This window comes from Yoonia vestfoldensis DSM 16212 (assembly GCF_000382265.1).
In the GTDB taxonomy this organism is placed as follows: Bacteria; Pseudomonadota; Alphaproteobacteria; order Rhodobacterales; family Rhodobacteraceae; genus Yoonia; species Yoonia vestfoldensis.
In genome coordinates, this window is record NZ_KB907974.1 from 207,875 (window position 1) to 232,071 (window position 24,197).

The following is a 24,197-nucleotide window of genomic DNA, read 5'->3' on the forward strand; positions in this document are numbered from 1 at the left end:
TGATTGGGCTTGGACATATGGCGGATGCGCGCAAAAGCCAAGGCGGCGCTGTTGACGCGGGCACATCATTGCCGCAACAAAGCGCCAAGCAACCCCGAAGGATGGATCACATGGGCTGGAAAACACTCGACGACATGGATTTCGCAGGCAAACGCGCGCTGGTGCGCGTCGATATCAACGTGCCGGTGGATAATGGTGTCGTGACCGATACCAGCCGGATCGAACGGATCATCCCGACGGTCGATGATATCCATGCCAAAGGCGGCAAGGTCATCCTGCTCGCGCATTTCGACCGGCCCAAGGGCAAGGTCGTGCCGGAAATGTCGCTGGAACATATCGCAGGCACGGTGGCCGATGTGCTGGGGCTGACGGTGACTTTCGTCAGTTCCAACTATGCCGAGGCCGTGGACGAGATGGAGGATGAAGAGGTCCTGCTTCTGGAAAACCTGCGCTTTCATCCCGGCGAGGAAAGCAATGACGCGGCCTTTGCCGCCCGATTGGCCAGCCTTGGCGATATCTATGTCAACGACGCCTTTTCTGCCGCGCACCGGGCCCATGCCAGCACCGAGGCTATCGCCCATCTGCTGCCCGCCTGCGCGGGGCGGTTGATGGAGGAAGAACTGGGCGCGCTGGATGCCGCGCTTGGCAACCCTGCGCGCCCTGTCGTGGCTGTGGTCGGTGGTGCGAAAGTGTCCACCAAGCTGGACCTTCTGGGCAACCTTGTCGGCAAGGTCGATCATCTCGTGATCGGCGGCGGCATGGCGAATACCTTTCTGGCCGCCCAAGGGTTCAACGTCGGCAAGTCGCTGTGCGAACATGATCTGGCCGAGACGGCCCGCGATATTCTGGCCAAGGCCGAGGCCGCAGGCTGCGAGATCATCCTGCCGCGCGATATCGTTGTGGCGCGCGAATTCAAGGCGGGTGCGGCCAGTGAAACCCTCGCCCCCGACGCCTGCCCTGATGATGCCATGATCCTCGATGCAGGTCCCGCGACCGTCGCCTATATCGCCGAGGTGCTGGAGCGCGCCAAGACGCTCGTTTGGAACGGCCCGCTCGGGGCCTTCGAGATCGCCCCTTTTGATGCTGCCACCAACGCTGCCGCCGCCAAGGCCGCCGCCCTGTCCAAAGCGGGCAAGCTGATTTCCGTGGCGGGTGGCGGTGATACCATTTCGGCGCTCAATCAGGCGGGCGTAGCGGATGATTTCACCTATATCTCGGGCGCGGGGGGGGCGTTTCTGGAATGGATGGAAGGCAAGACCCTGCCGGGGGTCGCGGCGCTGGGGTAGGTCACAACAAGGACGCCGCATGCAACCCGACCGCAGATTCGAGACCGCCCTACGGGCATCGCTGCCCGACGGGTTCGCCCTCGACGGCGCGATCTGGGACCTGATCGGCTGGCTTGCCGACCAGAACCAGACCTTTCGCTATAGACGCATCGACGCGCTGTTCATGCCGACAATGCCTGTCGCCAGCATGGACGACCTGTGGTCGCATCTGGCCTTTGCGATCGAACCCGATCTGGTGCGCCACTGGTTCGGGGCCGATGGGCTGGAACGAACGATTCTGCCTTTGGTGCGCTGCGGCGGCGACGGCAGTTATCTGGCCGTCTGGAAAAACGGCGGGCGGGACACTTACGTTTTCCTGGGTTCCGAAGGCGAGACGTTCACGATCACCCGTAATGTCAAAGACTTTATCATGCTGATCACCATGGGTTATTTCAGCATCGAAGACCGACACACGCTGACCCTGACGCCGCTGGCCAGTTTCGCGGAAGCACACGCAGAGGCTTGGCCCGACCCCATCGAAGTGAAGCAGCATGTCGCGGCGACATTGGGGCTCAGCTATCCTGCAACGGGTGACGCGCTTGTTCTGCGGCAGACGCCTGATCCGTTCCGCGCATTCGTGAGGGCGGTTCTGACCTAGAACGCTGCGTAACAGGCGGCAGGGTGATCCCTGCCCTGCGCAGATTTTCCATTTGCTTTTTGAACATTGTTCATAAATAGTCTCACCATCATCAAGGAGAGAGCCATGAACACCCTCACCCGCCTGCCCGCCACCGCCCTTGCCGTGCTGCTGCCCCTGTCGGTCAGCGCGCAGGACCCCCAAGCCACGCTGGGCGAATTCTTCAGCCCTGACCGGATTGCCACGGCGCTGGCCAATACCGGCATTTCCGCGCTGCGCACGCGGATGGAACTGCGCTATGACCATCTGTCCGCCGACCCGATGCGCGGCACAGTCGCGATGTCGGGGATCGTGGCGCGCCCTGTGCTGCCCTATGATCAGGCCGGCCAGTGCGAGATCCGCGTCGACCGCGCGACCCTGTCCACCGATGTCATCGCCCCGTTCCAGACCAGCGCCACGCTGAACCTGAACCTGATCGGCGCGCGCGCCAGCCTTGCCTGTTTCGAACGCGATATCGCGGTTGCATTGCGTACGGCGGGTTACCGCGATGTGCCGCTCGACCAGTTCAAGGTCAGCGCGACCTATGCCTATACCACCGGCGAAACCGCGCTGGACACGACAGTTGCGATCAACGGCTTCGGCATTCTCGATGTCTCGGCCAGCGGGACCATCCTGCCGCGCATCGGTGAATTCGGCTCTCCCGGCGACCCTGCGATCCGGCTGTCGCGGGCGGTGGCCACGCTGAAGGATACGGGCGGCTGGGCCGCCGTGTCGCAAGTGCTGCCACCCAACCTGCGCGATCCGCTGGCCATCCGCGAACTGAGCACCGAGGCGCTGACGCAATTCGTGACCGAAGGCGGCTTTCGCCCCCTTGGCGCGGTCGAGCGGAATTTCATCGACGACCTGATGGCCGAAGTCGAAACATTCGTCGCTGATCCCGGTGAAATCACCATCGAGGCGGACCTGCCTGCCGGTGGTGTTGTGGTCGAGCCGCAGATGTATGCCAGCCTGCCCTCGCTGATCGTGGCGATGGGCTTGCAGGCGCGCAGCACGCCGCTGGCGCGGACACGTATCCTGACGCTGGAGGAACTGGCCGCAGTCGAACGGCTGGAGGATCTGGCACCCGAAGACCGGTTGCGCATCGCGACAGCGCTTTTGAATGGCGATGGCGTGCCGCGCAGCACGGTGCTGGTGCCCGGACTGCTGGCACCCTTGCTGGACGATCCAGAGGTCGCAGGCGAGGTCGCCCTGTTGTTGTCCAAGGCAACAGAGGCGCGCGACATTGCCACCGCCTATGATTATGCGCTGATCGCCGGGGAACGCGGCACGCCGGGTGCCGTGGGCCAGCTTGACCGGCTGGAGGCGCAGATGACATCGCAGGCAGTGTTGACCGCACAGGCGGTCCATCTGGAACCAGCCCCTGCCCCGGTCAGTGCGATCAGCAGCGATGACCCGCGCGATCTGCGCGCGCTGGCGCTGGCGCATCACGCAGGCCAGGGCGCGGCGCGGTCCTATGCGCGGGCCTATTACTATGCCGTGCTGGCAGAGGCTGCGGGCGATATCGCAGCGGGTTCGCTGCGCGCCGATATCGAAGGGCGGTTCGCCGCCCGCGGGCCGGATGTCGCCGCCGCCTGGCAGCAGACCGCCACCCGGATGGAAGAGCTTGCCATCGGTGACTGGTTCGACGCCGACCTACCGCAGCGCTATCTGACGCAACGCTAAGACCACCGTTTGCGATAACATGCCGCCCGGTTGCGCTAACACATTTGCAACCGGGCGCCGACGCCCCTAACCCTGCGCACGAACACCGCTTGCACAGGGGCCCGTCATGAAAACCACCCGCACCGTCCAGAAAATCCTTGGCCATTACGAAGGCGAAACGCCCGGCGTCAAGGCGAACCTGGCCCGCATGTTGATGACCGGCAAGCTGGGCGGCACCGGCAAGATGATCATCCTGCCCGTCGATCAGGGGTTCGAACACGGGCCTGCGCGGTCCTTTGCCGCAAACCCTGCCGCCTATGACCCGCATTACCATTACCAACTGGCCATCGACGCGGGGTTGAACGCCTATGCCGCCCCGCTTGGCATGATCGAGGCGGGTGCCGATACATTTGCGGGGCAAATCCCCACGATCCTGAAAGTGAACTCTGCCAATTCGCTGATCCCCGATGTCGCGGCCAAAACGCAGGCGATCACGGCAAGCGTGGATGACGCGCTGCGGCTGGGCTGTTCAGCGATCGGGTTCACGATCTATCCGGGATCATCGGCCGCGCTGAACATGTTCAGCGATATCGCCGAAATGCGGCGCGAGGCTGCGGCCAAGGGGATCGCCACGGTGATCTGGTCCTATCCACGCGGTGAGGCGCTCGACAAGAACGGCGAAACCGCCATCGACATCGCGGCCTATGCCGCCCAGATCGCGGCCTTGCTGGGGGCGCATATCATCAAGATCAAGCTGTCCACCGACCATTTGTCCCTGCCCGAGGCCAAGAAGGTCTATCAGGACAAAGGCATCGACATCGCCACGCAGGCCGCGCGCGTGCGCCATTGCATGCAGGCCGCGTTCAACGGGCGCCGGATCACGGTGTTTTCGGGTGGCGCCGCCAAGGGGGCCGATGCCGTCTATGACGATGCGCGCGCGATCCGTGACGGCGGTGGCAACGGGTCGATCATCGGGCGCAATTCCTTCCAGCGCGACCGCGCGGATGCGCTTGCCATGCTGGGCAAGCTGGTCGAAATCTATCGCGGACGTGACTAAAAAATTCGCATTTTAGGGATTCCCTTTGCGAATCGGATATGCGAGTCTGCATGCAGTCGTCCGTCAGAGACGACAGCAGAGGACAGCAGATGTTGAAACGCAGCAGGCCGGCGATCGGGGCGACGTTGTACTTTCTAGGGATGATCGTCCTGGGATTGTATTTCACCTTTGCCGCCGTCCAGGGCCACAACGGTCTGTTCAAACGCGTCGAGGTCCGCGCCGAAGCCGCCGCGCTGCGCATCGAACTGGCCGCCTTGCAGGCCGAGGTCGCCCGGATGGAAAACCTGACTACGCGGCTTTCGGATAATTTTCTCGATCTTGACCTGCTCGACGAACAGGCCCGCGATGTGCTGGGCCTGATCCGAGCCGACGAGATCGTGATCCGCTGATCCCATCTTCAGAGCCAAAATATCCTCGCCGAAGGCCCGGCGCAGCCGGTCAGCCAGCCTTGCAACCAGCGCAGACCAGCCACTCTGCCGCTGCGTCATATTCACGGTGGCAATCCCGTTCCAGATGCACTAAAAGATAGTTTAATACTAAACTATATGCCAAAACGCTGGAGGAATGCTCATGCCGCCAAAACAGGCCGCCGCGAAATCCAATGTCTCAGCCGAGGAATTGCTGGGCCATTACCGTGAAATGCTGCTGATCCGGCGGTTCGAGGAAAAGGCAGGCCAGCTGTACGGCATGGGCCTGATCGGCGGCTTCTGCCACCTGTATATCGGGCAGGAAGCGGTCGTCGTCGGGCTGGAAGCGGCCGCAGGCGAAGGCGACAAGCGCGTTACATCCTATCGTGATCATGGTCATATGCTGGCTTGCGGCATGGACCCCAAGGGGATCATGGCCGAACTGACAGGCCGCGAGGGGGGCTTTTCCAAAGGCAAGGGCGGGTCGATGCATATGTTCTCGAAAGAGAAACATTTCTACGGCGGCCACGGCATCGTCGGCGCGCAGGTCCCGCTGGGCGCGGGTCTGGCCTTTGCGGATAAATACAAGGGCAACGACCGCGTGACATTCGCCTATTTCGGGGATGGCGCCGCGAACCAGGGGCAGGTCTATGAAACCTACAACATGGCGCAGCTTTGGGATCTTCCGGTCATCTTCGTGATCGAGAACAACGGCTATGCGATGGGCACCTCCGTCGTGCGCTCCACCAAATCGCCGAGCCTGTGGGAACGCGGTGCCGCCTATGGCATCAAGGGCGAAGAAGTCGACGGGATGAACGTGCTGGCCGTCAAGGAAGCGGGTGAAAGGGCGGTGGCGCACTGCCGTTCGGGCAAAGGGCCATATATTCTTGAGGTCAAGACCTACCGCTATCGCGGCCATTCGATGTCCGACCCCGCCAAATACCGTACCCGCGACGAGGTGCAGAAAATGCGCGACGAACGCGACCCGATCGAACAGGTCCGCGACATGCTGCTGACCGGCAAGCACGCGACCGACGATGACCTCAAGGCCATCGACAAGGAAATCAAGGCCGTGGTCAACGAAGCGGCGGAGTTTTCCAAGGAGAGCCCGGAGCCGCATCTCGACGAGCTCTGGACCGATATCTACGCCACAGAAATCCCGCAGGAGGCTTGAGACATGGCAACCGAAATTCTGATGCCCGCCCTGTCCCCCACCATGGAAGAAGGCACGCTGGCCAAATGGCTGGTCAAGGAAGGCGACAAGGTGTCGTCTGGTGACATCCTCGCCGAGATCGAAACCGACAAGGCCACGATGGAATTCGAGGCCGTGGACGAAGGTGTGATCGGCAAGATCCTGATCGCCGAAGGCACCGAAGGCGTGAAGGTGAACACCGCCATCGCCGTACTGGTCGAGGAGGGTGAATCCGTTGATGAGGTCCCGGATCAGGCCCGGGACGCGGCCACCCCGGCCTCCGAGCCGGGGCCTCAACCATCCGCCAAAGCCCCTGCCGCAGCCAAACCCGCTGCCGCTGTCGCTGACACGACCCCCGACTGGGCCGCCGACGTCGAGGTCAGGAAGACCACGGTCCGCGAAGCACTCCGCGACGCGATGGCCGAGGAAATGCGCCGCGACGACAGCGTTTTCCTGATGGGCGAAGAGGTCGCGGAATATCAGGGCGCCTATAAAATCAGCCAGGGTCTGCTGGATGAATTCGGTGCCAAGCGCGTGATCGACACACCGATCACCGAGCACGGCTTTGCAGGGATCGCCACAGGTGCCGCATTCGGCGGGCTGAAGCCCATCGTCGAATTCATGACCTTCAACTTCGCGATGCAGGCGATCGACCATATCATCAACTCTGCCGCCAAGACGCTGTACATGTCGGGCGGCCAGATGGGTGCGCCGATGGTGTTTCGCGGCCCCAACGGTGCCGCCGCCCGCGTGGGTGCGCAGCACAGCCAGGATTATGCCGCATGGTATATGCAGATCCCCGGTCTGAAGGTCGTGATGCCCTATTCCGCCGCTGACGCGAAAGGCCTGATGAAAACCGCGATCCGCGACCCCAACCCGGTGATCTTCCTCGAAAACGAGATTCTCTATGGCAAAAGCTTCGACGTGCCGATCATGGATGATTTCACCATTCCTTTCGGCAAGGCCAAGATCGAACGCGCCGGTGATGACGTGACCATCGTCAGTTTCGGGATCGGCATGACCTATGCGCTGGCCGCGGCCGAAAAGCTGGCCGAAGAAGGCATCAGCGCCGAGGTGATCAACCTGCGCACCCTGCGCCCGATGGATACGGAAACCATCCTTGCCTCTGTGCGCAAGACCAACCGCTGTGTGACCGTCGAAGAAGGATGGCCGCAAGGCAGCGTCGGCAGCTATATCAGCAGCGTCATCATGCAGCAGGCCTTTGACTATCTGGATGCGCCGGTGATCAACTGCACAGGTAAAGACGTGCCGATGCCCTATGCCGCGAACCTTGAAAAACATGCCTTGCTGACCGTCGACGAAGTCGTCGCCGCCTGCAAACACGTGACCTACCGCTAAGGAGACAATGCGATGCCCACAGAAATTCTGATGCCCGCCCTGTCGCCCACGATGGAGGAAGGCACGCTGGCCAAATGGCACGTCAAGGAAGGCGACAAGGTGTCGTCGGGTGACATTCTGGCCGAGATCGAAACCGACAAGGCCACGATGGAATTCGAGGCGGTGGACGAAGGGATCATGGGCAAGATCATGATCCCCGAAGGCACCGAAGGCGTGAAGGTCAATGACGTGATCGCCGTGTTGCTGGAGGATGGTGAGAGTGCCGATGATATCGGCGAGGTCCCGGGTCAGGCCGGGGACGCGGCCCCTGCAAAAGAGACCACCCCGGCCCCCGCGGCAGAGCCTGAAGCAGCAACACCGGCCCCCGCGGCCCCAGTGAAAGACGGCAACCGCGTCTTCGCCTCGCCCCTCGCCCGCCGGATCGCGGCGGAGAAGGGTCTCGAACTTTCGGGCGTGACTGGCTCCGGCCCGCACGGAAGGATCGTCAAGGCCGATGTCGAAGCCGCGAAAGCCGGTGCCAAAGCCGCCCCCGCCAAGGCAGAAGCCCCAAAAGCCGAAGCGCCAAAGGCTGCCGCCGCCACCATGGCCAGCGGCCCCAGCACAGATGCCGTCATCAAGATGTACGACGGCCGCCCCTTCGAAGAGGTCAAGCTGGACGGGATGCGCAAGACCATCGCCGCGCGCCTGACCGAAGCCAAGCAATCGGTGCCGCATTTCTACCTGCGCCGCGACATCAACCTTGATGCGCTGATGAAATTCCGCAGCCAGCTCAACGCCCAGCTTGAAGGGCGCGGCGTCAAGCTGTCGGTCAACGACTTCATCATCAAGGCCTGCGCGCTGGCCCTGCAACAGGTGCCCGATGCCAATGCCGTCTGGGCGGGCGACCGCACGCTGAAGTTCTCCAAATCCGACGTGGCCGTGGCCGTCGCCATCGAAGGCGGGCTGTTCACCCCCGTCCTGCGCGACGCGGAAATGAAATCCCTGTCGGCGCTGTCCTCGGAAATGAAAGACCTCGCCACCCGCGCCCGCGACCGCAAGCTCGCCCCGCAGGAATACCAGGGCGGCAGTTTCGCGATTTCCAACCTGGGCATGTTCGGGATCGACAATTTCGATGCGATCATCAACCCGCCCCATGCCGCCATTCTGGCGGTCGGTGCCGGCGTCAAGAAACCCATCGTGGGAAAGGACGGCGAACTGGCGGTGGCGACGATCATGAGCGTCACCCTGTCCGTGGATCACCGCGTGATCGACGGCGCCTTGGGCGCGAACCTGCTGGCCGCGATCAAGGACAATCTCGAAAACCCGCTGACGATGCTGGCCTGACCGGCCCGCGCTGGCCCAAGATTTTTCGTCCGAAAAATCTTGGGCGGCGGAAAATTCTTCGACAGAAGAATTTTGGAGACTGCACGTCAGTGGTCGTGGTCGAACAGATGATCCATCGTGACCGATGGCTGCGCGCAGCCTGCCTCGCCCACGATCCGCGCGGGCACGCCTGCGACGGTCTTCATCGGCGGCACATCGTCCAGCACGACAGAGCCCGCTGCGATCCGGCTGCAATGGCCGACCTTGATATTGCCAAGCACCTTGGCCCCGGCCCCGATCAGCACGCCATTGCCAATCTTGGGGTGGCGGTCGTCGTCTTCCTTGCCGGTGCCACCCAGCGTCACAGAATGCAACATCGAGACATTATCACCGATGACCGCCGTTTCGCCCACCACGATGGAATGGGCATGGTCGATCATGATGCCTTTTCCGATCCTTGCAGCGGGATGGATATCGACGCCGAACACCTCGCTGACGCGCATCTGGATGAAATAGGCCATGTCACGACGCCCTTGGGTCCACAGCTGATGACCCAGACGGTATGCCTGGACCGCCTGAAACCCCTTGAAGAAAAGCAGGGGCTGGATCAGCCGGTGGCAGGCCGGGTCCCGGTCATAGATCGCGACAAGATCCGCACGCGCAGCATGTGCCAGTTCCGGGTTCGCCGCATAGGCCGCATTCGCGGTTTCGCGCAAAATCTGTTCGGACATTTCCGCCGAAGCAAGCTTCATCGAGATCCGATAGCCCAGCGCGGCCTCGAAAGTCGCGTGATGCAGCACGCCCGCATGGACCATCCCGCCGATCAGCGGTTCGGAGACGATCGCGTCCTCGCCCTCTTGTCGGATGCGGTGCCAGACCGGATCGAGTTCCGTCAGGGCGGGTTTTGGCTGGCGCATGACATCGGTCCCTTGTTCAAGGCTTCCTGTGTAACGCAGATAGGGTGCTCTCGCCAATATCAAAGGTGTCATCCATCACATCACAGATCGTGATGGCAACAAATGCCAGACAGTGCAGGTAATCCCGCGTCAGCACGGGCGGACGCGGCGCGATGGGCAAGCGGGAGAGTGCCGACATCAGCGTGCCGGTGCCATGCAGCGGATGCGCTGTGCCGTTGATGGCATGGTGAGCGGCCCCCAGCCTTGCGGCCTTCAGCATCCGGCCCAGCGCCGATGTGCGCTCGGACCCGGGCAGCAGCAAAAGCGCCCGCGTCGCAAGCTCCAGATCGGCCAGTTGCAGCCCCCTCATGTCACGATCCGTGCGGTAAACGGACCGGGGCCGAAACGGTCCGACACTTGCGCAATCTCGACACGGTAGGCCGCAGTGCCATGATCGGCGGCGATCAGGCTTGCGGGATAGTGCCACACTGGCGCGTTCACGGTCACGCTGCGCCGGATGATCCCATCGCGGATCACGCGGATCTGGTATGCCTCTGTTGCCTCGCCCAAAGGCACATCGCCATCGGCCCAGAGATCGCCATCGATCCGACTGCACCTGATCCATGACAGATGCAGCCCGTCCATCGCCTGCCGCGTGCGCAGATGCGCCACCGAATAGGGGCGCAATCCGTTGCCCTGGAACGCGGCGACCGTGTAGCGGAAGCTGGGATCGCCCAAAGGCCGCTTGGCCGGACCATAGCGGAAATGCCGGTCCTGCCCGCGCGCAGAGGATGGCAGGACAAGCTGATCGACACGGGCGTCGAGCACGACAACGCGTGATCCGGCAGGCCAGAGATCAGGCATGATCCCGCGACTGCCCGCCTGCCCGCGCAGCAACCCGTGCAGCCGGAATGCACCCGCGCCCAAAGGTGTGGCGTCACGGAACTGCAGCAGTTCCCACGCATCGGGCGAGCCGTCACCGACGGCCAGCAGGTTCGCCCCCGACAGCACGGCTTGCACCGTCGCACTGCCCAGCGCGCCCTGCATAAGCCGCAGATCGAACCCCGCCTGCCGGTCCCACAGCCCTGCCCGCCCGCGCGGCAAAGGCGTCAGCGTGTCGCCCATGCCTGCAGGGTCGCGGATGATGTCCTGCAGCGCGTAATCGCTGTCCTGTGGCGCCCCATAGACGGCGACCGACCCCGGCCAAGGTGCGCCTGCCACGGCCAGATGCGGCGCATGGGGGATCTCATCGCCGCGCAACAGCGGCAGGTCGAGAAACAGCAGTTCCACCGGCACGGGGGCGGCAAAGGGTTTCAGCACGGCGGCCTGATCCTCGGACCGGAGAGGCTGGTAGGTGCTGGCGCTGATGCGCGTTGCCTCGACCAGTTGCAGGCCCGCATCCTCGATCCGGTCGATGCGGTAATCGCCTGCGTGGTCAGGCAGAGTGATGGCGACCACATCGCCCGCCCCCGCCGCGCGTGACGGCGGCAGCGCGAAACGGATGCTGTCGCGCGCGACACGCGCCTCTTGCAGCCAACTGGCGGCAATGGCGCGGCCTTCGGCGCGGGTCAGTGCCAGCGGCAGTTCGTGATGCGCCACGCTGATGCTGGTGGTATCGGCATGGGCGGCATCGGCGGCGGCGGGTTCATAATCGCCATCGGCATCCAGATGCAGGACCTGCACGCGCTGTGCGGTCTCTGACGCAGGCGCGCGGGTCAGCGACCATGCCTGATCCTGTTCGGGATCAAGGGCGAGATCGTGTAGGCCCACCTGCCCGCTGATCCGCGCCGTGCGGTTGCGGAACACGAGCGTGCCAGCGTCCTCCACCGCGTCGAACCCATACGCCAGCATGAGCGGCTGCAAGGCCGCCCGCCCGCTGGACGCCCGGTCAAGCAGATAGCCCCGCACAATGCCGAAGAGGTGCGACACGTCATAGGCCGTGATCCCCGCCTGTTCACAGATCGCCGCCACGACAGAGGCCAGCGGCAGGTTCGTCGCCCTCCCGTTCAACCAATGCCCGCGCGCGTAATTGCCCGCATCCGCCCAAAGCCCACGATTGGCCGGAAAGAACGGATAAGGCCGCGCATCCCATGCCCAGACATGCATCCTTGCGGTGTCCACCATCGGGCCACCGTAAAGTGGCGAGACGGGGTTGTTGGCAGGGTCGGCATAATGCTGCGTCATCGCGCGCAGGTATTGCATCTGCATCAGGTCATCGCGCTGGCCGTTGGAATAATGCGGCAGGCCGGATTCCGATGATTTCACATCGAGGAACTTGTTGGGCTGGTTCGCCCCCTTGTCGATGGCGGCACAGCCGTATTCGGTGAACCAGACGGGTTTGGAGCGTGGCACCCATGCGGTGGGCTGCGCCGCGCGCAAGCCCCCCACGCGGTCATGATGCGGCTGGCCCCACCAGTTGGCGATATCCTTGTAGCGCCAGATCCACGGCTCGCCCAGACCATCGGTGATGGGAGCGCGACGTTGGGCATCGCGGGCCTCGGGTGTGGGATAGTACCAGTCATAGCCTTCACCGCCTGCGATATTGCCGCGCAGATAGGCCAGATCATGGATCGCGCCTGCCGCTGCATCGGCATGGGTATCGCCATCGCGCCAATCGGCGAGCGGCAAGTAATTGTCGATCCCGATGAAGTCGATGTTCTGGTCGGCCCAAAGCGGATCGAGGTGGAAAATCTTGTCGCCCGTCCCTGCGGGCTGATACCCGTGATATTCCGACCAGTCGGCGGCATAGCTGATCTTGCAATCCGGCCCGAGGATCGCGCGCACATCGGCGGCAAGCGCGCGCAAGGCGCTGACAGCTGGAAAGCTGCCGTCCGCCCCGCGCACCTGCGTCAGCCCGCGCATTTCGGACCCGATGCAGAACGCGTCCACACCGCCTGCTGCGGCACACAGATGCGCATAATGCAGGATGAACCGCCGGTAGCCGCCCGTCGCGGGGCCGGTGTAATCGACCCGTGTGCCTTGCACGCTGAACTGCGCAGGCTGGGCTGTGCCCATGAAAGCCGCCACCTCGGCCGCCGCTGTCGCGGTGCCGTTGCCCGCCGCCGTGATCCACCCGCGCCATGGCAAGGCGGGCTGGCCAATGTCGCCTGTCCACGGATCAGGCAGCGTGTTGCCCGCCAGTTGTTCCATCAGGATGAACGGATAGAACACCGTCGCAATCCCGCGCGCGCGCTGGTCGATGATGGCCTCGACCACCGCCGCATCGGCAGGGGTGCCGCCATAGACAGGCGCGCCTGCGTCAAAGGCCACGCGCGGGGCTGTCGCGCGCGTGAGACCCGAGACGCGCCATGGCATCGCCTGCGCATCGACGTCTTTCTGTTCGACCTTTGGCAGCACGGTGCAATTCCCACAGCGCAGGTCGTCACCAAACCACGACACCACCAGCACCAGCGATTTGCAGGTGGGCAGATCGCCTTCCAGCGCGTCCATCGCATGGATGTAATCGGTCTGGCCCGAGGGCGCGTTCATATTCACCGCCACCTGTTCGCCATAGCGGGGCGAGAGATACACAGGCCGCGTCGCGAGCCCGTATTCGCCGCTGCCTGGAATCAGGGCCACACCCTGCACCGCATCGGCCAACCCGCCGTCCAGCCCTGCGCGGATCACCTCGAAGGTCAGTTGCGGGACGCGGTTGCCAAATGCGCCAAGATCAAGATCCTCGATCACTACATAGGCGGTGCCGCGATAGGCAGGGACGTTGCCTGCGCCTTCGACGGCGACCATCTTGGGGTCGGGGAACTGGTCAGCACTGCCGGTATAGACGCGCATGTTCAGATCGTCCGGCGCGATTTCCACGCCATCCGCCCAGATCCGGCCCACATGGCTGATCGGCCCTTCACACAAGGCCACGGCAAAGCTGACACGGTAGCTGTAGGTCGTGGTCTTGGGGGCGGCAGGCGCGCCTTTGCCGCCGCCGGTCGTGGTGCTCGATTGGGTGAAATGGCTGGCCCAGATGACTTGGCCGCCGACGCGCATACGCCCGTACACCTGCCCGATGTCGCTGCCTTCTGCGGCACCCGTCAGGCGGAACCGGTCCACCCGGCCCGTTTCCACCGCATCGCTGCCCGACCCCATCAGGCGCTGGTCGATCCGCGCGCCGATCATGGCCCCTGCGGCACGGCCGGCGACCGCCATCGACAGCCCCATCACGGTGCCGCCGATGGACCCGCCCAGCGCCATGCCTGCGGCTGACAAAACGATCGTTGCCATATCAGATGATCCTTTGCGTAAAAAGAAAACGCGCCGCGATCCGGCGCGCCCAAGGGGCGCTGAGCGGGCTTTCGACGACGCCATGCCCGCTATAGGCGTGGACAAACGCGGGGGCCTCGCCTATGGCCGAGACCAGCCCGAGGTGTTTGGCCACCCCGCCCGCACGCATGCGGAACAACAGCACGTCGCCCTGCGCCAGCGGACCCGTCGCAGGCGGCATATGGCGGAGCGCCGCCTGCCACAGCCGTTCCTGCCCCTGCGGTTCGGACCAGTCGGGGGTGTAGGCAGGGACCGGTTCCGGCTCTGCCCCGTGCAATTCGCGCCAAAGCCCGCGCAAAAGCCCCAGACAATCGCAGCCCACGCCCTTTATTGCGGCCTGATGCATATAGGGCGTGCCGATCCAGTCCCGTGCGGCGAGTACGACAGGAGGCGTCATGGGTTGCGCCTGCTCTGGCCGGTCAGGTTGCTGTCGCTGCGTGGCACGGCGACCAGCCAGTCATCGCCCGGAATATCGGGGAAGCCCTGAAAGTTCAGCAGATTGGCGAATTTCACGCGGCAGGTCACAGCCGCCTTATCGCAGCCTGCGGTCAGGGTCAGCATATCCGCCACACCCACGCCCGCGCGGATCGGGTCCCACAGCGTGATCTCGCGCCCCCCGTTCACCAGCCGGTCAGATTTGATGACGGCAGACAGGCCAGCGGCGGGGCCGGTCGTGACCGACAGCTGCCCCGCCTCGAACCAGCGATCGTTGAACACGGCCTGCGCCACAAAGCGGAACACGCGGTTATCCTGCACCGCCACGGGCTGCGCGCTGAACTGGTAAGCCGGATCATCCAGCGCGAACCGGCAGCGCGTATCCCCCAGCACGGCGGAACATTGTGTCAGATAGCTGCGCCCCTGCGGCTGGTTCAGCATCTCGGTCAACCCGCGCAATTCGGCCTGAAAGCCACCCTTGGCGCGGGTGATCTCGCCCAGGGTGCCCGCAAATTTCAGCGCCCGCTGCGTGACGTCATCCCAGCGCACCAACCAGACCCGGACAGCGGCCCCGTCATAGCGGCCTGCGGTGATGTCGCTTTCCGTGATCGCATCAGACGACAAAGCGCCCAGCGCGTCGGTGTTGTTGACCGACAGCCCCGTTGTGCTGGACAAGGCCCGCGCCGAGAGGCCCGATTCCGGCGCAAAGCGAATGCCCTCAAACGTCAGCGGCAGGTCGTGGTCGGTGAACCCCAGCGTCATGCCATCGGCGCGCATGACGGCCCAGCAATGGCAGGTCTGCGTCGCCCCTCCCGCCAGATGTGCGGCAAGCGTCGTCATATCCGCACCTCGATCACCGGCACGTCGGGGGCTTCACCGGCCTGAAAGCGCGACATGGACGTGCGGATCGTATCGGTGGCAAAACGCACCGGCACGTCGAATTCGAAGCCTGCCCTGATTTCCGCCCCGATATCGGGCGCGTCGGTAAAGCTGACGATGCCCGTCACCGTATCCACGGTGTAATCCACCCCCGCCACCATCGCATCACCGCCACGGCTGACACGGATCGAGCCTGCGACGGGTTTGGTGATGGGGCGGATATAGGTCGTCTCGCCCGACCGATAGGTCTTGGACAGCTGGAAATCGCGCGTCACCTCATCACCGATGCCGATCAATTGGTCCGGCCCTGCGGTATCCTGCGACGGCAGGCAGGATTTGAAATCCGACCAATCCTTCCAGCGAAAGCCGATCAACTGGCCCTGGCGCGCCTCGAAGAACGCAATCAGCGTCGCCAGATCATCCAGCGCGCTCAGCCCCAGCCCCGCATCATAACGCCTGCGCGCATGCGCCCAAGGCGTGTTGCGTTCCTCGTAACCATTGGCAAGCGTCACCACCTCGGTCCGCCGTTCCGGCCCGCCGGTGGCGCCAAACGACAGGTTGGCGGGAAATCTGATCTCGTGAAACATCCGGCTGCTCCTAACTGTTGCGCTGGCTGCGCTGCATGGCGCGCGCCATCTGGGACGCGATCTGTGACTGGCTGCGCTGGAATCCCTGCACGTCGGGCGTGGTGATATGCATCGTGACGCTGACGGCACCCCCGCCACCGCGCACACCCAGCCGCCCGTCGGCACCGCGCGCCAGCGGCATGATCGCCTCTGGCCCCGCCTCGCCCATCAAGCCGGTGCCGCCGCGCATCGGAAACGACGTGGGGCTGGATACGACACCGCCTTTGGCGAACGGCATCACGCGGCCTTGCGAAAACGGCGCGCCATCCGCAAAGGGCATCAGGCCCGACACGAGGCTGTTCAGCCCGCCCGCCAACATCCCCCCGAAATGGTCCGTCACGGGTTTCAGCGCGGCGTTATAGACGGTGTCCGACATCGACCGACCCAGTCCTGCGAACACATCCGACAGGCTTTTGCCATCCAGCACCAGCCCATCCAGCGCGCGGCGCAATCCGTTCGAAAACCCCCGTTCGAGATTGCCCAGATCGCGGGTCGTATCGGTCAGCGCTGTCTGCGTGCCGCGCAATTGCGCCTCAAAGGCGGCTGTCACGGCGGACACATCGCCAAGGCTGCGTTCCAGCGCGGAAATATCGCTGTCAAAGGCGTCAAGCCGGTCAATGTCGCTCATCATCATCCCCTTTCGGATCATCGGGAAAGGCGCGCGCCAGCGCATCAAGGCCCGCGCGCGTCATGGGGGCAGGCCCCGCCTGCGCGCCCAGCATCAGTTGCAGTTCCGCCGGCGTCAGCGCCCAGAAGGTGGCAGGCGGCAGGCGCAAGCTGCAAAGCCCCGCGCGCATCAGCCCTGCCCAATCGAGGTTTGTCATTCCGGCACCGCGAACGCCCGCGCAAGCAGGGTCGCAGCCAGTTTTGCAGCCCCCAAAGGCCCGCCGGGGAAATCCACTGCCAGCAAATCAGCCGCCTGACCGCGCCAGCCCCCACCGCGCAGGCCAGCCACGATCACGGCCATCACGTCGCGGCTGGAAAAGACGCCGCCTTCGAAGCGTGCCACCAGATCGACCAGCGACCCCGTTTGCAGGGTCGATTCCAGCTCCGCCAGCGCGCCCAGCGTCAGCTTGGCGTCGATCACGGTGTCACCGATGGTCACCGCGACCTCGCCCGCGAAAGGATTGGCCATCAGATCAGCGCCACGAATTGCAAAGCCCCGGCGGAGGCGAGCGAGACTTCGTAGGTCGCCTCGCCATTATGGCTGCCCGCATAGTCGATGCCGGTGATTTGGAACGCGCCTTGCAGCGTGCCGAAACCGGGGATGATGACCTGAAAATCGGGCATCAACCCGCCGAAAAAGATCTGGCGCGCACGTTCGTCCGTCGCATCATCCTTGAACACGCCCGAGCCGGAGATCGCGGCAGTTTTCACCCCCGCCCCGCCCAGCAATTCGCGCCAGCCGCCTGTGCTGTCGAGGCTGGTCACATCCACCGTTTCGGCATTCAGGCTGATCCGCGTCGCGCGCAGGCCCGCCAGCGTTTCGAACTGGCTGTCGCCGGTCATATCGATCTTGATCAGCAGGTCTTTTCCGTTCTGGGCCACCATTGGGGCTCTCCTTTATCGGGGGTTAGATGTCGTCGGCCACGCGGGCGCGAAAAATCAGGGTGATCTGCCGCATGTTGCCGGTGGTCGTGCGCGCAGCCTTGGCCTTGGTGAAATTGAGGCTGACGAGCGTACCGCGCGTGAGCGTCATCGGCGCGTCCAACAATGCATCGCAGACTGCGCCAGCAGCGGCCTTGGCACCGGCGAAACCCGCCGCCTCGCTCAGCACGTTGATGGCCAGCGCGTGATCGGCACCACTGCCGGTCTTGTCAGAGGCATCGCGCACATCCTCGTTGCCGATGACGACATAAAGCGGCGGCAGGGTGCCCGCAGGCACCGCGTCATAGATCGCAGCCCCGACAAGGGCGGCAAGCGCGGGGTCGGCTGCGAGCCGTGTATAGACCGCCGTTTGCAGCGCGGCAGCGACAGCATAAGTCATGTGGCCACCTCCTCGGTTGCGGTGCAGGTCAGGTAAAGGCCCTTCTCGTCGGCCTCGGTCACGGCAGCGATTGCAAAAAGCCGCGCCCCCTGGCGGAACCGTTGCCCCGGCTGCGGGCGTGACGGTGCACCCACTGGGGCGGCACGCAGGATGATCTGATAAGGCACGCGGCTCAGGCTTGCGGACAATGCCGCCGTCTCGCGTCCTGTGCCGGGTTTGATCGCGGCCCAGACGCGGCCCAAAGGCTGCCAGTCGCTGGTGAAACCGCCTGCACCATCGGGGGTCTGCACGCGGTGTTCCAGCACCAGCGCGCGGGTCATCTGGGGGATGCTCATGCCCGCCCCCCCAGCCGCACCACGCGGTACGGATTGAGCAGCGCCATGATCGCCGCAGGCACCGTGCTGTGCCCCGCGCCCATGTCATGGCGGCAATCGAAATGATGCGCGGCCAGCATCAGGCTCGCCTGTGCCAGATCGGCTGGCAGGTCCGACCATTCCGGCCCGAACCCCGCCATCAGCCCGATCCGCACCGACCCATGCGGCGGAACGCCGGGCAAAAGACCCCCCTTGGCCACCAGCGCAGGACGCGGCCCGTTCGCGACCAGATACCATCCGGCGGGGTCGGTCACCGTTTCGACCCCGTCCTGCGCCACTTGGGTCACATGCACGATGGCATTGACCGGCGACACGGGAAGCACCTGCCGCACAGGATCGCGCCAGCCGTGTAGCGTCCACGTGAAATCACGCTCGATCAGGATTTTGGCGGTCCGTGCCTCGATCGCGGCCATGGCGGCGCGCAGGTGGCGCAACAACAGCCCGTCCTGATCGGCATCATCGGCAAAGCCCGTGGCAAGGCGCAGATGTTCTTTCAGCTGCGCCACCGGCAAGACCGCATCGGATACCGGGTTTTCTTCGACTAACATCATGGATTTGCTCCGAAATTCATTTGGCACAGCTGTCCCGGATACAGACCCGCCCGGCCATGCTCGGACGGAAGGGGGGGCTGCTAGACATGGCCGGACAGGCCCGCATCCGGGGGCCGGGCAACGCGCGAGGGTCCGCGCGCGCCCTATCGGGTCAGGATCAGCTGACCGCGAATTTCAGAAGCTTGATCGCGGCGAAATCGCTGACAGCACCCCCCACGCGCTTGGTGGCGTAGAACAGCACATGCGGCTTGGCCGAGAACGGATCGCGCAGCACGCGCAGGTCGGGGCGTTCGGCCACGGTATAGCCCGCGCCGAAATCACCAAAGGCGATGGCGGTCGCCCCCGCCGCGATGTCGGGCATGTCTTCCGCCACCAGCACCGGATAGCCCATCAGCCGTGCAGGCTCGCCCGCAGCCAGACCGTCGGACCACAAGAACCGGCCATCGTTGTCTTTCAGCTTGCGGATGGTGCCTGCGGTCTTGGAGTTCATGACAAACGTACCATTGGCGCGATAGACCGCCCCCAGCGCGTAGACGAGGTCAACAATCGGATCGCCCGACTGGATGCCGCCCGCGACGCCTGTCGTCACAAAGCCAAGGTTGCCCCATTCCCAGATCTCGTTGTCGACCTGAGGATAGGTCAGCATCCCCTTGGGCTTGTCCAGACCGTCCCCGTTGATGAATGCCCCCGCCTCGGAGCGGGCGAATTTATCCGCGATCCGGCCAGCCAGCCAACCTTCGATGTCAAAGGCACTGTCATCGAGCAGACGCTGCGACGCTTTGGGCAAGGCCGACAGTTCGTGCAGTGGAATGCTGATCCGGTCGATCTGCGGCGTGGTGGTTTCGGCCATGCTGCCGGTCTCGGTCGCCCAGCCCGCACCCATCTCCGTGTGATCGACCAGCACGTCATAGGACGTAGCATCTACAGTCACGACAGTAGCCACCGCCCGCAAGGATGCGGTCGAGGACAAGGTCCCCTTGATCGTATCGGCGGTTTGCGGGTCCACCAGATAGCCACCATCGGCGGCCATCACGGATGACATCGCCTTGCCGTCCATCTCCAGCCCGCGCAGGGCGTCATCATCGCCCGACCGCAGATAGGCGGCAAAGGCTTTCTGATGCGGTGCCTCGGGTGCTGCACCTGTCGCCAGCGCGCTGCGGGCGGTCATCATCGTCTTGCGATCCAGCTTGTTCATGCGGTCATCCTGTTTTTGAAGTTTGGCCTGCAGGCCGTTGGTAAAAATGGTGAAATCTGCCAGAAATCCGGCGATGGCTTCGGTCAGGTCAGGCGCGGACAGATCATCTGCGATCCGGGCCTTGGGGACGGGGTTGGTCATGGGGTGTTCCTTCGGGGCCGTGGTTAAAGCGGGTGCAGCAGGCGGCGCGCCTCCTCAAACGCGCGCGCAAGGCGGTGCAGGTCGCCTGCGCCGCGGGCCTCCGCCTTGGCGGCGACACGCGCATCGGGCAGCATCGGGAAGGTGACCAGCGACACTTCCCACAGATCGAGTTCCGACAGGCGGCGGCCGCCTGCCTCATCCTTGTGGGCGCGCACGGTGCGATAGCCGATCGACAGCCCGTCGATGGCGCCTGCCGCGATCAGGCTGGCCGCCTCTCGTGCGCGGGCGATATCGGTCAACAGACGGCCCTTGACCCAGAGGCCGCGTGCATCCTCGACCACCTCGTCCCAGACGCCGATGGGCTGCGACGGGTCGTGCTGCCAAAGCATCTTGATCCGCCGCCCCTTGGCGAGGCTGATCCGGTAGGCACCGGCATCGACGATATCGCCGCCCTGATCGGATTTCCCGAACAAAGAGGCATAGCCGCTGATGACCTGCCCGTCGGTGACGGTCACGGCCTGCGGCCCTGTGCAGAATTTATGTTCCAAGGTCATGATGTCCCTCCGCTGAGTGCCTTGACGATCTCGAAGACCAGAAGACCCGCGCAGCCGCAGACCACGATCCAGATATGCCATTCGAGCCGTGCGATGATGAATTCGATCCGTCCCAGTCGCAGATCGACATGGGCGAACCAGAAATCCGACGCGGGCGGCGGTGGCGGCGGGCGCGGCTGGCCGCGCAGGGCGACGATCTTGTCATCCATGCTGGCCGACCTCCTGCGCGGGCAGCCCGAGCAGACTGCGTTTTTCCGCATCCGTCAGGAACGTTGCAGCCCCCACCCGCGCCCATAGACTGTCGCGCTCATGCGACAGCGCGGCGATCTGGTCGATGTCGGGGCGGATCTCGATCCGCGCGCCCGAAAAATCCGACAGCCAGTCCGCGATGACGGAGGCGACACGGGTCGCCAAAGGCAGCACGGTCAGGCGGTAGAAAGCGCGGTTTGCCTCTTGGTAATTGGCATAGGTCGCATCGCCGGGAATGCCGAGCAACATCGGCGGCACGCCAAAGGCGATGGCGATCTCGCGCGCGGCGGCTTCCTTGGTTTTCTGGAATTCCATGTCGGACGGCGAAAACCCCATCGGTTTCCAATCGAGGCCGCCTTCGAGCAGCATCGGTCGCCCGGCATTGCGCGCGCCCTGATGCTGGCTTTCCATCTCGCTGACCAGCCGGTCATATTGGTCGGTGGTCAGCGCGGATTGCCCGTCCGCGCCACGATAGACGATCGCGCCCGACGGCCGTGCCGCATTGTCAAGCAGCGCTTTCGACCAGCGCGAGGCCGCGTTATGCACATCGATAGCGGCGGCGCAGGCCTGAAGCGCGGAAAACCCGTAATGGTCGTCCTGGGGATGAAAGCTTTTCACATGGCAGATCGGGTTGTGATCTTCGGAGACGGGAAAACGGTGCTTGCGGCCATCGACGTTGTATTCATAGGCCATCGGCCAGCCGTCAGGGCCGGGGATCACCGCCATGCGGTCAGACCGCAGCACATGGATTTCGGCAGGCAAGCTATCCACCGCCACGGCCTCCAGATAGCCATTGCCGGTCAACAGCAGCTGCCCGAACAAGGCCTCCAGCAGTTCCGCACGGCCTTGCGCCGCATTGGGCCGCGCCAGCAGCGCCTGCACCGGGTGGCGGTCATAGCGGTGCTCGTCATCCTGCACGACCAGCGGGATCGCGGCGGCCGCTTCCGCGATCAGGCGCACGGCGCGGAACCCGATCGGGTTGCCCAGAAAGCCCGTCCGCGTCAGCGACACCACATCGCGCGGCGACCAGGCGACACGACCCGCCCCCTGAAGCGCCACAACGCGCCCCGTGGCCGAGGCTTTGCTTTCAGGCGCGGGGGTCGGCTTGCGGTTCAGGAAATCAAACATGTCTTCTCCTCGAAGCGATATCTTGCGGCGTTGAGAGGAATGTAGCCAAAGCGCCTGAGGATGCGGTTACGGCACCGTACGCGCCAGTGCGCAACACCTGGAACGGTGGCACCGACAGGAGCGCTCCGCGCGGGAGTATTTGGAGAAAAAGAAGCCGAAAGAAAAAGCCGGCGCCCGATCTTCAGGCCCCGGCTTCTTATTTCCAACAATACTCCCGCGCGGCGCGCCCGAGCAGCCCGCAGGGCTGCGACGGTCAAAGCCCGCGGATCTGGGGGTTGCGCCAGCTTTGCGCGGGTCCGATCATCAGGTCGTGGATCGCCCAGACCAGCGCATCGACACGGTCAGGCGAGCCTTTGCCCTGATAGCCCGCCTGCGTCATCTGGCACATCTGGTCCTCCAGATCGCCAAGGCCGCGCAGGTGCCGTACCCGCCCTTGTTCGTATAACGCCGCAACAGGTTCGGCGCGGGCCACCTTGCCGCGGCTGGCATGGACGGCACGGAACGGGACCAGCGGGTCGATCTGGCGGATCACGGCGGCGACCATGTCGCCGCCTTGGTTGACCTCGGCGACCAGCCTGTCGGCGCCGTGGCGTGCCACGGCGGCAATGGCGGCGCGTGCCCAGGCGTCGGGGCTGGCACCTTGGACACTCGCATCCTCGAGCACATAGGCGCGCCAGTCCTGCACGGGGCCGTCCATCACCACGCCCGCGACGATGATCCCGCAGGCATCCGATCCGGCATGGGCCGTCGTGGGCGGATCGACCGCGACGATGACCCGCGTCAGCGGTGGTGCTGCGGCCACCTGACAAGCGGCCAGCCTTCGCATCTCCCACAGCGCGCCATCCACACCGTCCAGCATCACGCCTTCCAGCTCTTGCCGCCCCAGCGCCGTGCCTGCATATTCCGCTGCCATTTCCGCCAGAAAGCTGTCGGCGAGGTTCGTACGATTGGCGCTGGTGGGGGCATGCGTGACGACCGTACTGGGCCGGTCGAGCAATTTGCGCAGCAGCGCCTGACGGCGCGGCGTGGTCGTCACGCAGACGCGCGGCTGATCCCCCAGCCGCAGCCCGAATTGCAACATGTCCCATGTCGCCGCCGCCTTGCGCCATTTGGCCAATTCATCCACCCAGGCGGCATCGAACTGCGGGCCGCGCAAGGCCTCGGGTTCATGCGCGGAGAACAGCGTCGCCTGCGCGCCGTTGGGCCAGACCAGCATGTGCCGGCTGGCGATCCATTTGGGCCGCGCATCCGGTGGACAGACCGCCATGATCCCGCTGTCGCCGAACACCATCACCTCGCGTGCCTGATCAAAGGTCTCGCCGATCAGCGCGATCCGGCGCGCTGCCCCCGCCACCATGCTGCGCACCCATTCGGCACCCGCGCGGGTCTTGCCCGCGCCGCGTCCCCCCAGGATCACCCATGTCCGCCAATCACCGGGCGGCGGCAGTTGATGCGGCATCGCCCAGAACGAAAACAGATAGGGCAGCGCCAGCAGTTCGGCCTCACTGAGGCTGTTCAGAAACGCCATCTGCGCCAAGGCTGGCGCGGAGGCGATCAAGCCTGCGCCCAAGCTCGTCCCGGATGCTGTCGAGGTCGGCGATGTCGCCGGGGTTTGCGTTTTGGGCAGCATTGAAAGCCTCCTCGGCGGTGAGCACCTTAAGATGCGCCGCGATCAGTTGATCCATACGGGTGATGATATTGCGGGGGGTATCGACGCTGAGGTCGTCCGTGATCCGCAGGCTGTAATCCAGCAAGGCGCGGATGCGGGCGAAAAGGGTGCTGATTTCGCTGACGCGCGCCTGTGCCGCAGCCAACGGGGTGGGGTCGGGGTCGTGCAGTTCAGTCATGATAAGGTGACCTGTTGGGAGCCTTCCGCAGGTCGAGTGGGTGACAGCCACATCACACCATCTAGCGCTGCGACCCTAGCGCAAGCAGGCCCGAAATACAACAAAGGGCCACCCGACCAGCGGGCGACCCTTTGTCCGTTTCTTCA

Annotated in this window: 27 protein-coding genes; 8 read left to right on the forward strand and 19 right to left on the reverse strand. The window is 64.4% G+C overall.

The window, feature by feature from the left end; translation table 11 throughout:
• The first annotated feature begins 110 nt into the window (after window positions 1–110).
• The 8 genes from H147_RS0102825 (at window position 111) to H147_RS0102860 (ending at window position 8,941) form a co-directional block, all read left to right on the forward strand.
• Window positions 111–1,286, forward strand: a complete 1,176-nt coding sequence (locus H147_RS0102825; RefSeq protein WP_026352194.1) for a phosphoglycerate kinase — start codon at window positions 111–113, stop codon at window positions 1,284–1,286.
• Between the two features lie 19 nt (window positions 1,287–1,305).
• The gene (locus tag H147_RS0102830; RefSeq protein WP_019953826.1) at window positions 1,306–1,923 is read left to right on the forward strand and encodes a hypothetical protein; all 618 of its coding nucleotides are present in this window, start codon (window positions 1,306–1,308) and stop codon (window positions 1,921–1,923) included.
• Between the two features lie 105 nt (window positions 1,924–2,028).
• On the forward strand, window positions 2,029–3,624 hold the full coding sequence (locus H147_RS0102835) for a hypothetical protein (protein WP_019953827.1): 1,596 nt from the start codon (window positions 2,029–2,031) through the stop codon (window positions 3,622–3,624).
• A gap of 106 nt (window positions 3,625–3,730) precedes the next feature.
• Complete coding sequence (locus H147_RS0102840; RefSeq protein WP_019953828.1) at window positions 3,731–4,660, forward strand: class I fructose-bisphosphate aldolase; 930 nt, start codon at window positions 3,731–3,733, stop codon at window positions 4,658–4,660.
• Between the two features lie 89 nt (window positions 4,661–4,749).
• Window positions 4,750–5,049, forward strand: coding sequence for an FtsB family cell division protein (locus H147_RS0102845; RefSeq protein WP_026352195.1), 300 nt, complete (start codon window positions 4,750–4,752; stop codon window positions 5,047–5,049).
• 181 nt (window positions 5,050–5,230) lie between these two features.
• Complete coding sequence (gene pdhA / locus H147_RS0102850) at window positions 5,231–6,241, forward strand: pyruvate dehydrogenase (acetyl-transferring) E1 component subunit alpha (RefSeq protein ID WP_026352196.1); 1,011 nt, start codon at window positions 5,231–5,233, stop codon at window positions 6,239–6,241.
• Between the two features lie 3 nt (window positions 6,242–6,244).
• Window positions 6,245–7,618 carry a pyruvate dehydrogenase complex E1 component subunit beta gene (locus H147_RS0102855; protein ID WP_019953831.1) on the forward strand — a complete coding sequence of 458 codons (1,374 nt, stop codon included), beginning with the start codon at window positions 6,245–6,247 and terminating at the stop codon, window positions 7,616–7,618.
• Between the two features lie 12 nt (window positions 7,619–7,630).
• Window positions 7,631–8,941 (forward strand): pyruvate dehydrogenase complex dihydrolipoamide acetyltransferase, encoded by a 1,311-nt coding sequence (locus H147_RS0102860; RefSeq protein ID WP_019953832.1) that lies wholly within the window; start codon window positions 7,631–7,633, stop codon window positions 8,939–8,941.
• 86 nt (window positions 8,942–9,027) lie between these two features.
• Here the strand turns inward: H147_RS0102860 and cysE are convergent, their stop codons facing one another.
• From cysE to H147_RS0102955, 19 genes are all read right to left on the reverse strand, one after another.
• Window positions 9,028–9,837 (reverse strand): serine O-acetyltransferase, encoded by an 810-nt coding sequence (cysE, locus tag H147_RS0102865; RefSeq protein WP_019953833.1) that lies wholly within the window; start codon window positions 9,835–9,837, stop codon window positions 9,028–9,030.
• Window positions 9,838–9,853: 16 nt separating this feature from the next.
• The gene (locus H147_RS0102870; RefSeq protein ID WP_019953834.1) at window positions 9,854–10,186 is read right to left on the reverse strand and encodes a DUF7742 family protein; all 333 of its coding nucleotides are present in this window, start codon (window positions 10,184–10,186) and stop codon (window positions 9,854–9,856) included.
• Window positions 10,183–14,046, reverse strand: coding sequence for a baseplate multidomain protein megatron (locus H147_RS0102875; protein WP_019953835.1), 3,864 nt, complete (start codon window positions 14,044–14,046; stop codon window positions 10,183–10,185). The genes H147_RS0102870 and H147_RS0102875 overlap by 4 nt, the downstream gene beginning before the upstream one ends.
• Window position 14,047: 1 nt before the next feature.
• Entirely contained in the window at window positions 14,048–14,482 is a 435-nt protein-coding gene (locus H147_RS0102880; RefSeq protein WP_019953836.1) for a C40 family peptidase, read from the reverse strand.
• Complete coding sequence (locus H147_RS0102885) at window positions 14,479–15,360, reverse strand: phage/gene transfer agent baseplate hub protein (RefSeq protein WP_019953837.1); 882 nt, start codon at window positions 15,358–15,360, stop codon at window positions 14,479–14,481. Before H147_RS0102885 ends, H147_RS0102880 begins: the two co-directional genes overlap by 4 nt.
• Window positions 15,357–15,986 (reverse strand): DUF2460 domain-containing protein, encoded by a 630-nt coding sequence (locus H147_RS0102890; RefSeq protein ID WP_019953838.1) that lies wholly within the window; start codon window positions 15,984–15,986, stop codon window positions 15,357–15,359. Before H147_RS0102890 ends, H147_RS0102885 begins: the two co-directional genes overlap by 4 nt.
• A gap of 10 nt (window positions 15,987–15,996) precedes the next feature.
• Window positions 15,997–16,653 (reverse strand): RcGTA-type gene transfer agent tail tape measure protein, encoded by a 657-nt coding sequence (locus H147_RS0102895; RefSeq protein WP_019953839.1) that lies wholly within the window; start codon window positions 16,651–16,653, stop codon window positions 15,997–15,999.
• Window positions 16,640–16,849 (reverse strand): rcc01693 family protein, encoded by a 210-nt coding sequence (locus H147_RS0102900; RefSeq protein WP_019953840.1) that lies wholly within the window; start codon window positions 16,847–16,849, stop codon window positions 16,640–16,642. Before H147_RS0102900 ends, H147_RS0102895 begins: the two co-directional genes overlap by 14 nt.
• A complete protein-coding gene (locus H147_RS0102905; RefSeq protein WP_019953841.1) occupies window positions 16,846–17,160 on the reverse strand; it encodes a gene transfer agent family protein in 315 nt (104 codons plus the stop codon). Before H147_RS0102905 ends, H147_RS0102900 begins: the two co-directional genes overlap by 4 nt.
• Window positions 17,160–17,576 carry a phage major tail protein, TP901-1 family gene (locus tag H147_RS0102910; RefSeq protein ID WP_019953842.1) on the reverse strand — a complete coding sequence of 139 codons (417 nt, stop codon included), beginning with the start codon at window positions 17,574–17,576 and terminating at the stop codon, window positions 17,160–17,162. The genes H147_RS0102905 and H147_RS0102910 overlap by 1 nt, the downstream gene beginning before the upstream one ends.
• Window positions 17,577–17,598: 22 nt before the next feature.
• The gene (locus H147_RS0102915; protein ID WP_019953843.1) at window positions 17,599–18,012 is read right to left on the reverse strand and encodes a DUF3168 domain-containing protein; all 414 of its coding nucleotides are present in this window, start codon (window positions 18,010–18,012) and stop codon (window positions 17,599–17,601) included.
• On the reverse strand, window positions 18,009–18,347 hold the full coding sequence (locus H147_RS0102920) for a phage head closure protein (RefSeq protein ID WP_019953844.1): 339 nt from the start codon (window positions 18,345–18,347) through the stop codon (window positions 18,009–18,011). Before H147_RS0102920 ends, H147_RS0102915 begins: the two co-directional genes overlap by 4 nt.
• Complete coding sequence (locus H147_RS0102925; RefSeq protein ID WP_019953845.1) at window positions 18,344–18,937, reverse strand: head-tail connector protein; 594 nt, start codon at window positions 18,935–18,937, stop codon at window positions 18,344–18,346. The genes H147_RS0102920 and H147_RS0102925 overlap by 4 nt, the downstream gene beginning before the upstream one ends.
• A gap of 157 nt (window positions 18,938–19,094) precedes the next feature.
• A complete protein-coding gene (locus tag H147_RS0102930; RefSeq protein WP_019953846.1) occupies window positions 19,095–20,273 on the reverse strand; it encodes a phage major capsid protein in 1,179 nt (392 codons plus the stop codon).
• 23 nt (window positions 20,274–20,296) lie between these two features.
• Window positions 20,297–20,827 (reverse strand): HK97 family phage prohead protease, encoded by a 531-nt coding sequence (locus H147_RS0102935; protein WP_019953847.1) that lies wholly within the window; start codon window positions 20,825–20,827, stop codon window positions 20,297–20,299.
• Complete coding sequence (locus tag H147_RS0102940; RefSeq protein WP_019953848.1) at window positions 20,824–21,036, reverse strand: hypothetical protein; 213 nt, start codon at window positions 21,034–21,036, stop codon at window positions 20,824–20,826. The genes H147_RS0102935 and H147_RS0102940 overlap by 4 nt, the downstream gene beginning before the upstream one ends.
• A complete protein-coding gene (locus H147_RS0102945) occupies window positions 21,029–22,204 on the reverse strand; it encodes a phage portal protein (protein ID WP_019953849.1) in 1,176 nt (391 codons plus the stop codon). The genes H147_RS0102940 and H147_RS0102945 overlap by 8 nt, the downstream gene beginning before the upstream one ends.
• A 253-nt stretch (window positions 22,205–22,457) precedes the next feature.
• The gene (locus tag H147_RS0102950; protein WP_019953850.1) at window positions 22,458–23,732 is read right to left on the reverse strand and encodes a DNA-packaging protein; all 1,275 of its coding nucleotides are present in this window, start codon (window positions 23,730–23,732) and stop codon (window positions 22,458–22,460) included.
• Window positions 23,707–24,051 carry a hypothetical protein gene (locus H147_RS0102955; protein WP_019953851.1) on the reverse strand — a complete coding sequence of 115 codons (345 nt, stop codon included), beginning with the start codon at window positions 24,049–24,051 and terminating at the stop codon, window positions 23,707–23,709. The genes H147_RS0102950 and H147_RS0102955 overlap by 26 nt, the downstream gene beginning before the upstream one ends.
• Window positions 24,052–24,197 lie beyond the last annotated feature (146 nt).

Bases quoted from the DNA above. Each gene is read 5' to 3' on its own strand.
- H147_RS0102855 (WP_019953831.1), top strand. From the start codon at position 6,245: ATGGCAACCGAAATTCTGATGCCCGCCCTGTCCCCCACCATGGAAGAA.
- H147_RS0102950 (WP_019953850.1), bottom strand. From the start codon at position 23,732: ATGGCGTTTCTGAACAGCCTCAGTGAGGCCGAACTGCTGGCGCTGCCC.
- H147_RS0102900 (WP_019953840.1), bottom strand. From the start codon at position 16,849: ATGACAAACCTCGATTGGGCAGGGCTGATGCGCGCGGGGCTTTGCAGC.
- H147_RS0102875 (WP_019953835.1), bottom strand. From the start codon at position 14,046: ATGGCAACGATCGTTTTGTCAGCCGCAGGCATGGCGCTGGGCGGGTCC.
- H147_RS0102825 (WP_026352194.1), top strand. From the start codon at position 111: ATGGGCTGGAAAACACTCGACGACATGGATTTCGCAGGCAAACGCGCG.
- H147_RS0102920 (WP_019953844.1), bottom strand. From the start codon at position 18,347: ATGAGCATCCCCCAGATGACCCGCGCGCTGGTGCTGGAACACCGCGTG.
- H147_RS0102925 (WP_019953845.1), bottom strand. From the start codon at position 18,937: ATGATGTTAGTCGAAGAAAACCCGGTATCCGATGCGGTCTTGCCGGTG.
- pdhA (WP_026352196.1), top strand. From the start codon at position 5,231: ATGCCGCCAAAACAGGCCGCCGCGAAATCCAATGTCTCAGCCGAGGAA.
- H147_RS0102955 (WP_019953851.1), bottom strand. From the start codon at position 24,051: ATGACTGAACTGCACGACCCCGACCCCACCCCGTTGGCTGCGGCACAG.
- H147_RS0102840 (WP_019953828.1), top strand. From the start codon at position 3,731: ATGAAAACCACCCGCACCGTCCAGAAAATCCTTGGCCATTACGAAGGC.
- cysE (WP_019953833.1), bottom strand. From the start codon at position 9,837: ATGCGCCAGCCAAAACCCGCCCTGACGGAACTCGATCCGGTCTGGCAC.
- H147_RS0102915 (WP_019953843.1), bottom strand. From the start codon at position 18,012: ATGACTTATGCTGTCGCTGCCGCGCTGCAAACGGCGGTCTATACACGG.
- H147_RS0102940 (WP_019953848.1), bottom strand. From the start codon at position 21,036: ATGGATGACAAGATCGTCGCCCTGCGCGGCCAGCCGCGCCCGCCGCCA.
- H147_RS0102890 (WP_019953838.1), bottom strand. From the start codon at position 15,986: ATGTTTCACGAGATCAGATTTCCCGCCAACCTGTCGTTTGGCGCCACC.
- H147_RS0102935 (WP_019953847.1), bottom strand. From the start codon at position 20,827: ATGACCTTGGAACATAAATTCTGCACAGGGCCGCAGGCCGTGACCGTC.
- H147_RS0102945 (WP_019953849.1), bottom strand. From the start codon at position 22,204: ATGTTTGATTTCCTGAACCGCAAGCCGACCCCCGCGCCTGAAAGCAAA.
- H147_RS0102860 (WP_019953832.1), top strand. From the start codon at position 7,631: ATGCCCACAGAAATTCTGATGCCCGCCCTGTCGCCCACGATGGAGGAA.
- H147_RS0102880 (WP_019953836.1), bottom strand. From the start codon at position 14,482: ATGACGCCTCCTGTCGTACTCGCCGCACGGGACTGGATCGGCACGCCC.
- H147_RS0102830 (WP_019953826.1), top strand. From the start codon at position 1,306: ATGCAACCCGACCGCAGATTCGAGACCGCCCTACGGGCATCGCTGCCC.
- H147_RS0102835 (WP_019953827.1), top strand. From the start codon at position 2,029: ATGAACACCCTCACCCGCCTGCCCGCCACCGCCCTTGCCGTGCTGCTG.
- H147_RS0102885 (WP_019953837.1), bottom strand. From the start codon at position 15,360: ATGACGACGCTTGCCGCACATCTGGCGGGAGGGGCGACGCAGACCTGC.
- H147_RS0102870 (WP_019953834.1), bottom strand. From the start codon at position 10,186: ATGAGGGGGCTGCAACTGGCCGATCTGGAGCTTGCGACGCGGGCGCTT.
- H147_RS0102905 (WP_019953841.1), bottom strand. From the start codon at position 17,160: ATGGCCAATCCTTTCGCGGGCGAGGTCGCGGTGACCATCGGTGACACC.
- H147_RS0102895 (WP_019953839.1), bottom strand. From the start codon at position 16,653: ATGAGCGACATTGACCGGCTTGACGCCTTTGACAGCGATATTTCCGCG.
- H147_RS0102910 (WP_019953842.1), bottom strand. From the start codon at position 17,576: ATGGTGGCCCAGAACGGAAAAGACCTGCTGATCAAGATCGATATGACC.
- H147_RS0102845 (WP_026352195.1), top strand. From the start codon at position 4,750: ATGTTGAAACGCAGCAGGCCGGCGATCGGGGCGACGTTGTACTTTCTA.
- H147_RS0102930 (WP_019953846.1), bottom strand. From the start codon at position 20,273: ATGACCAACCCCGTCCCCAAGGCCCGGATCGCAGATGATCTGTCCGCG.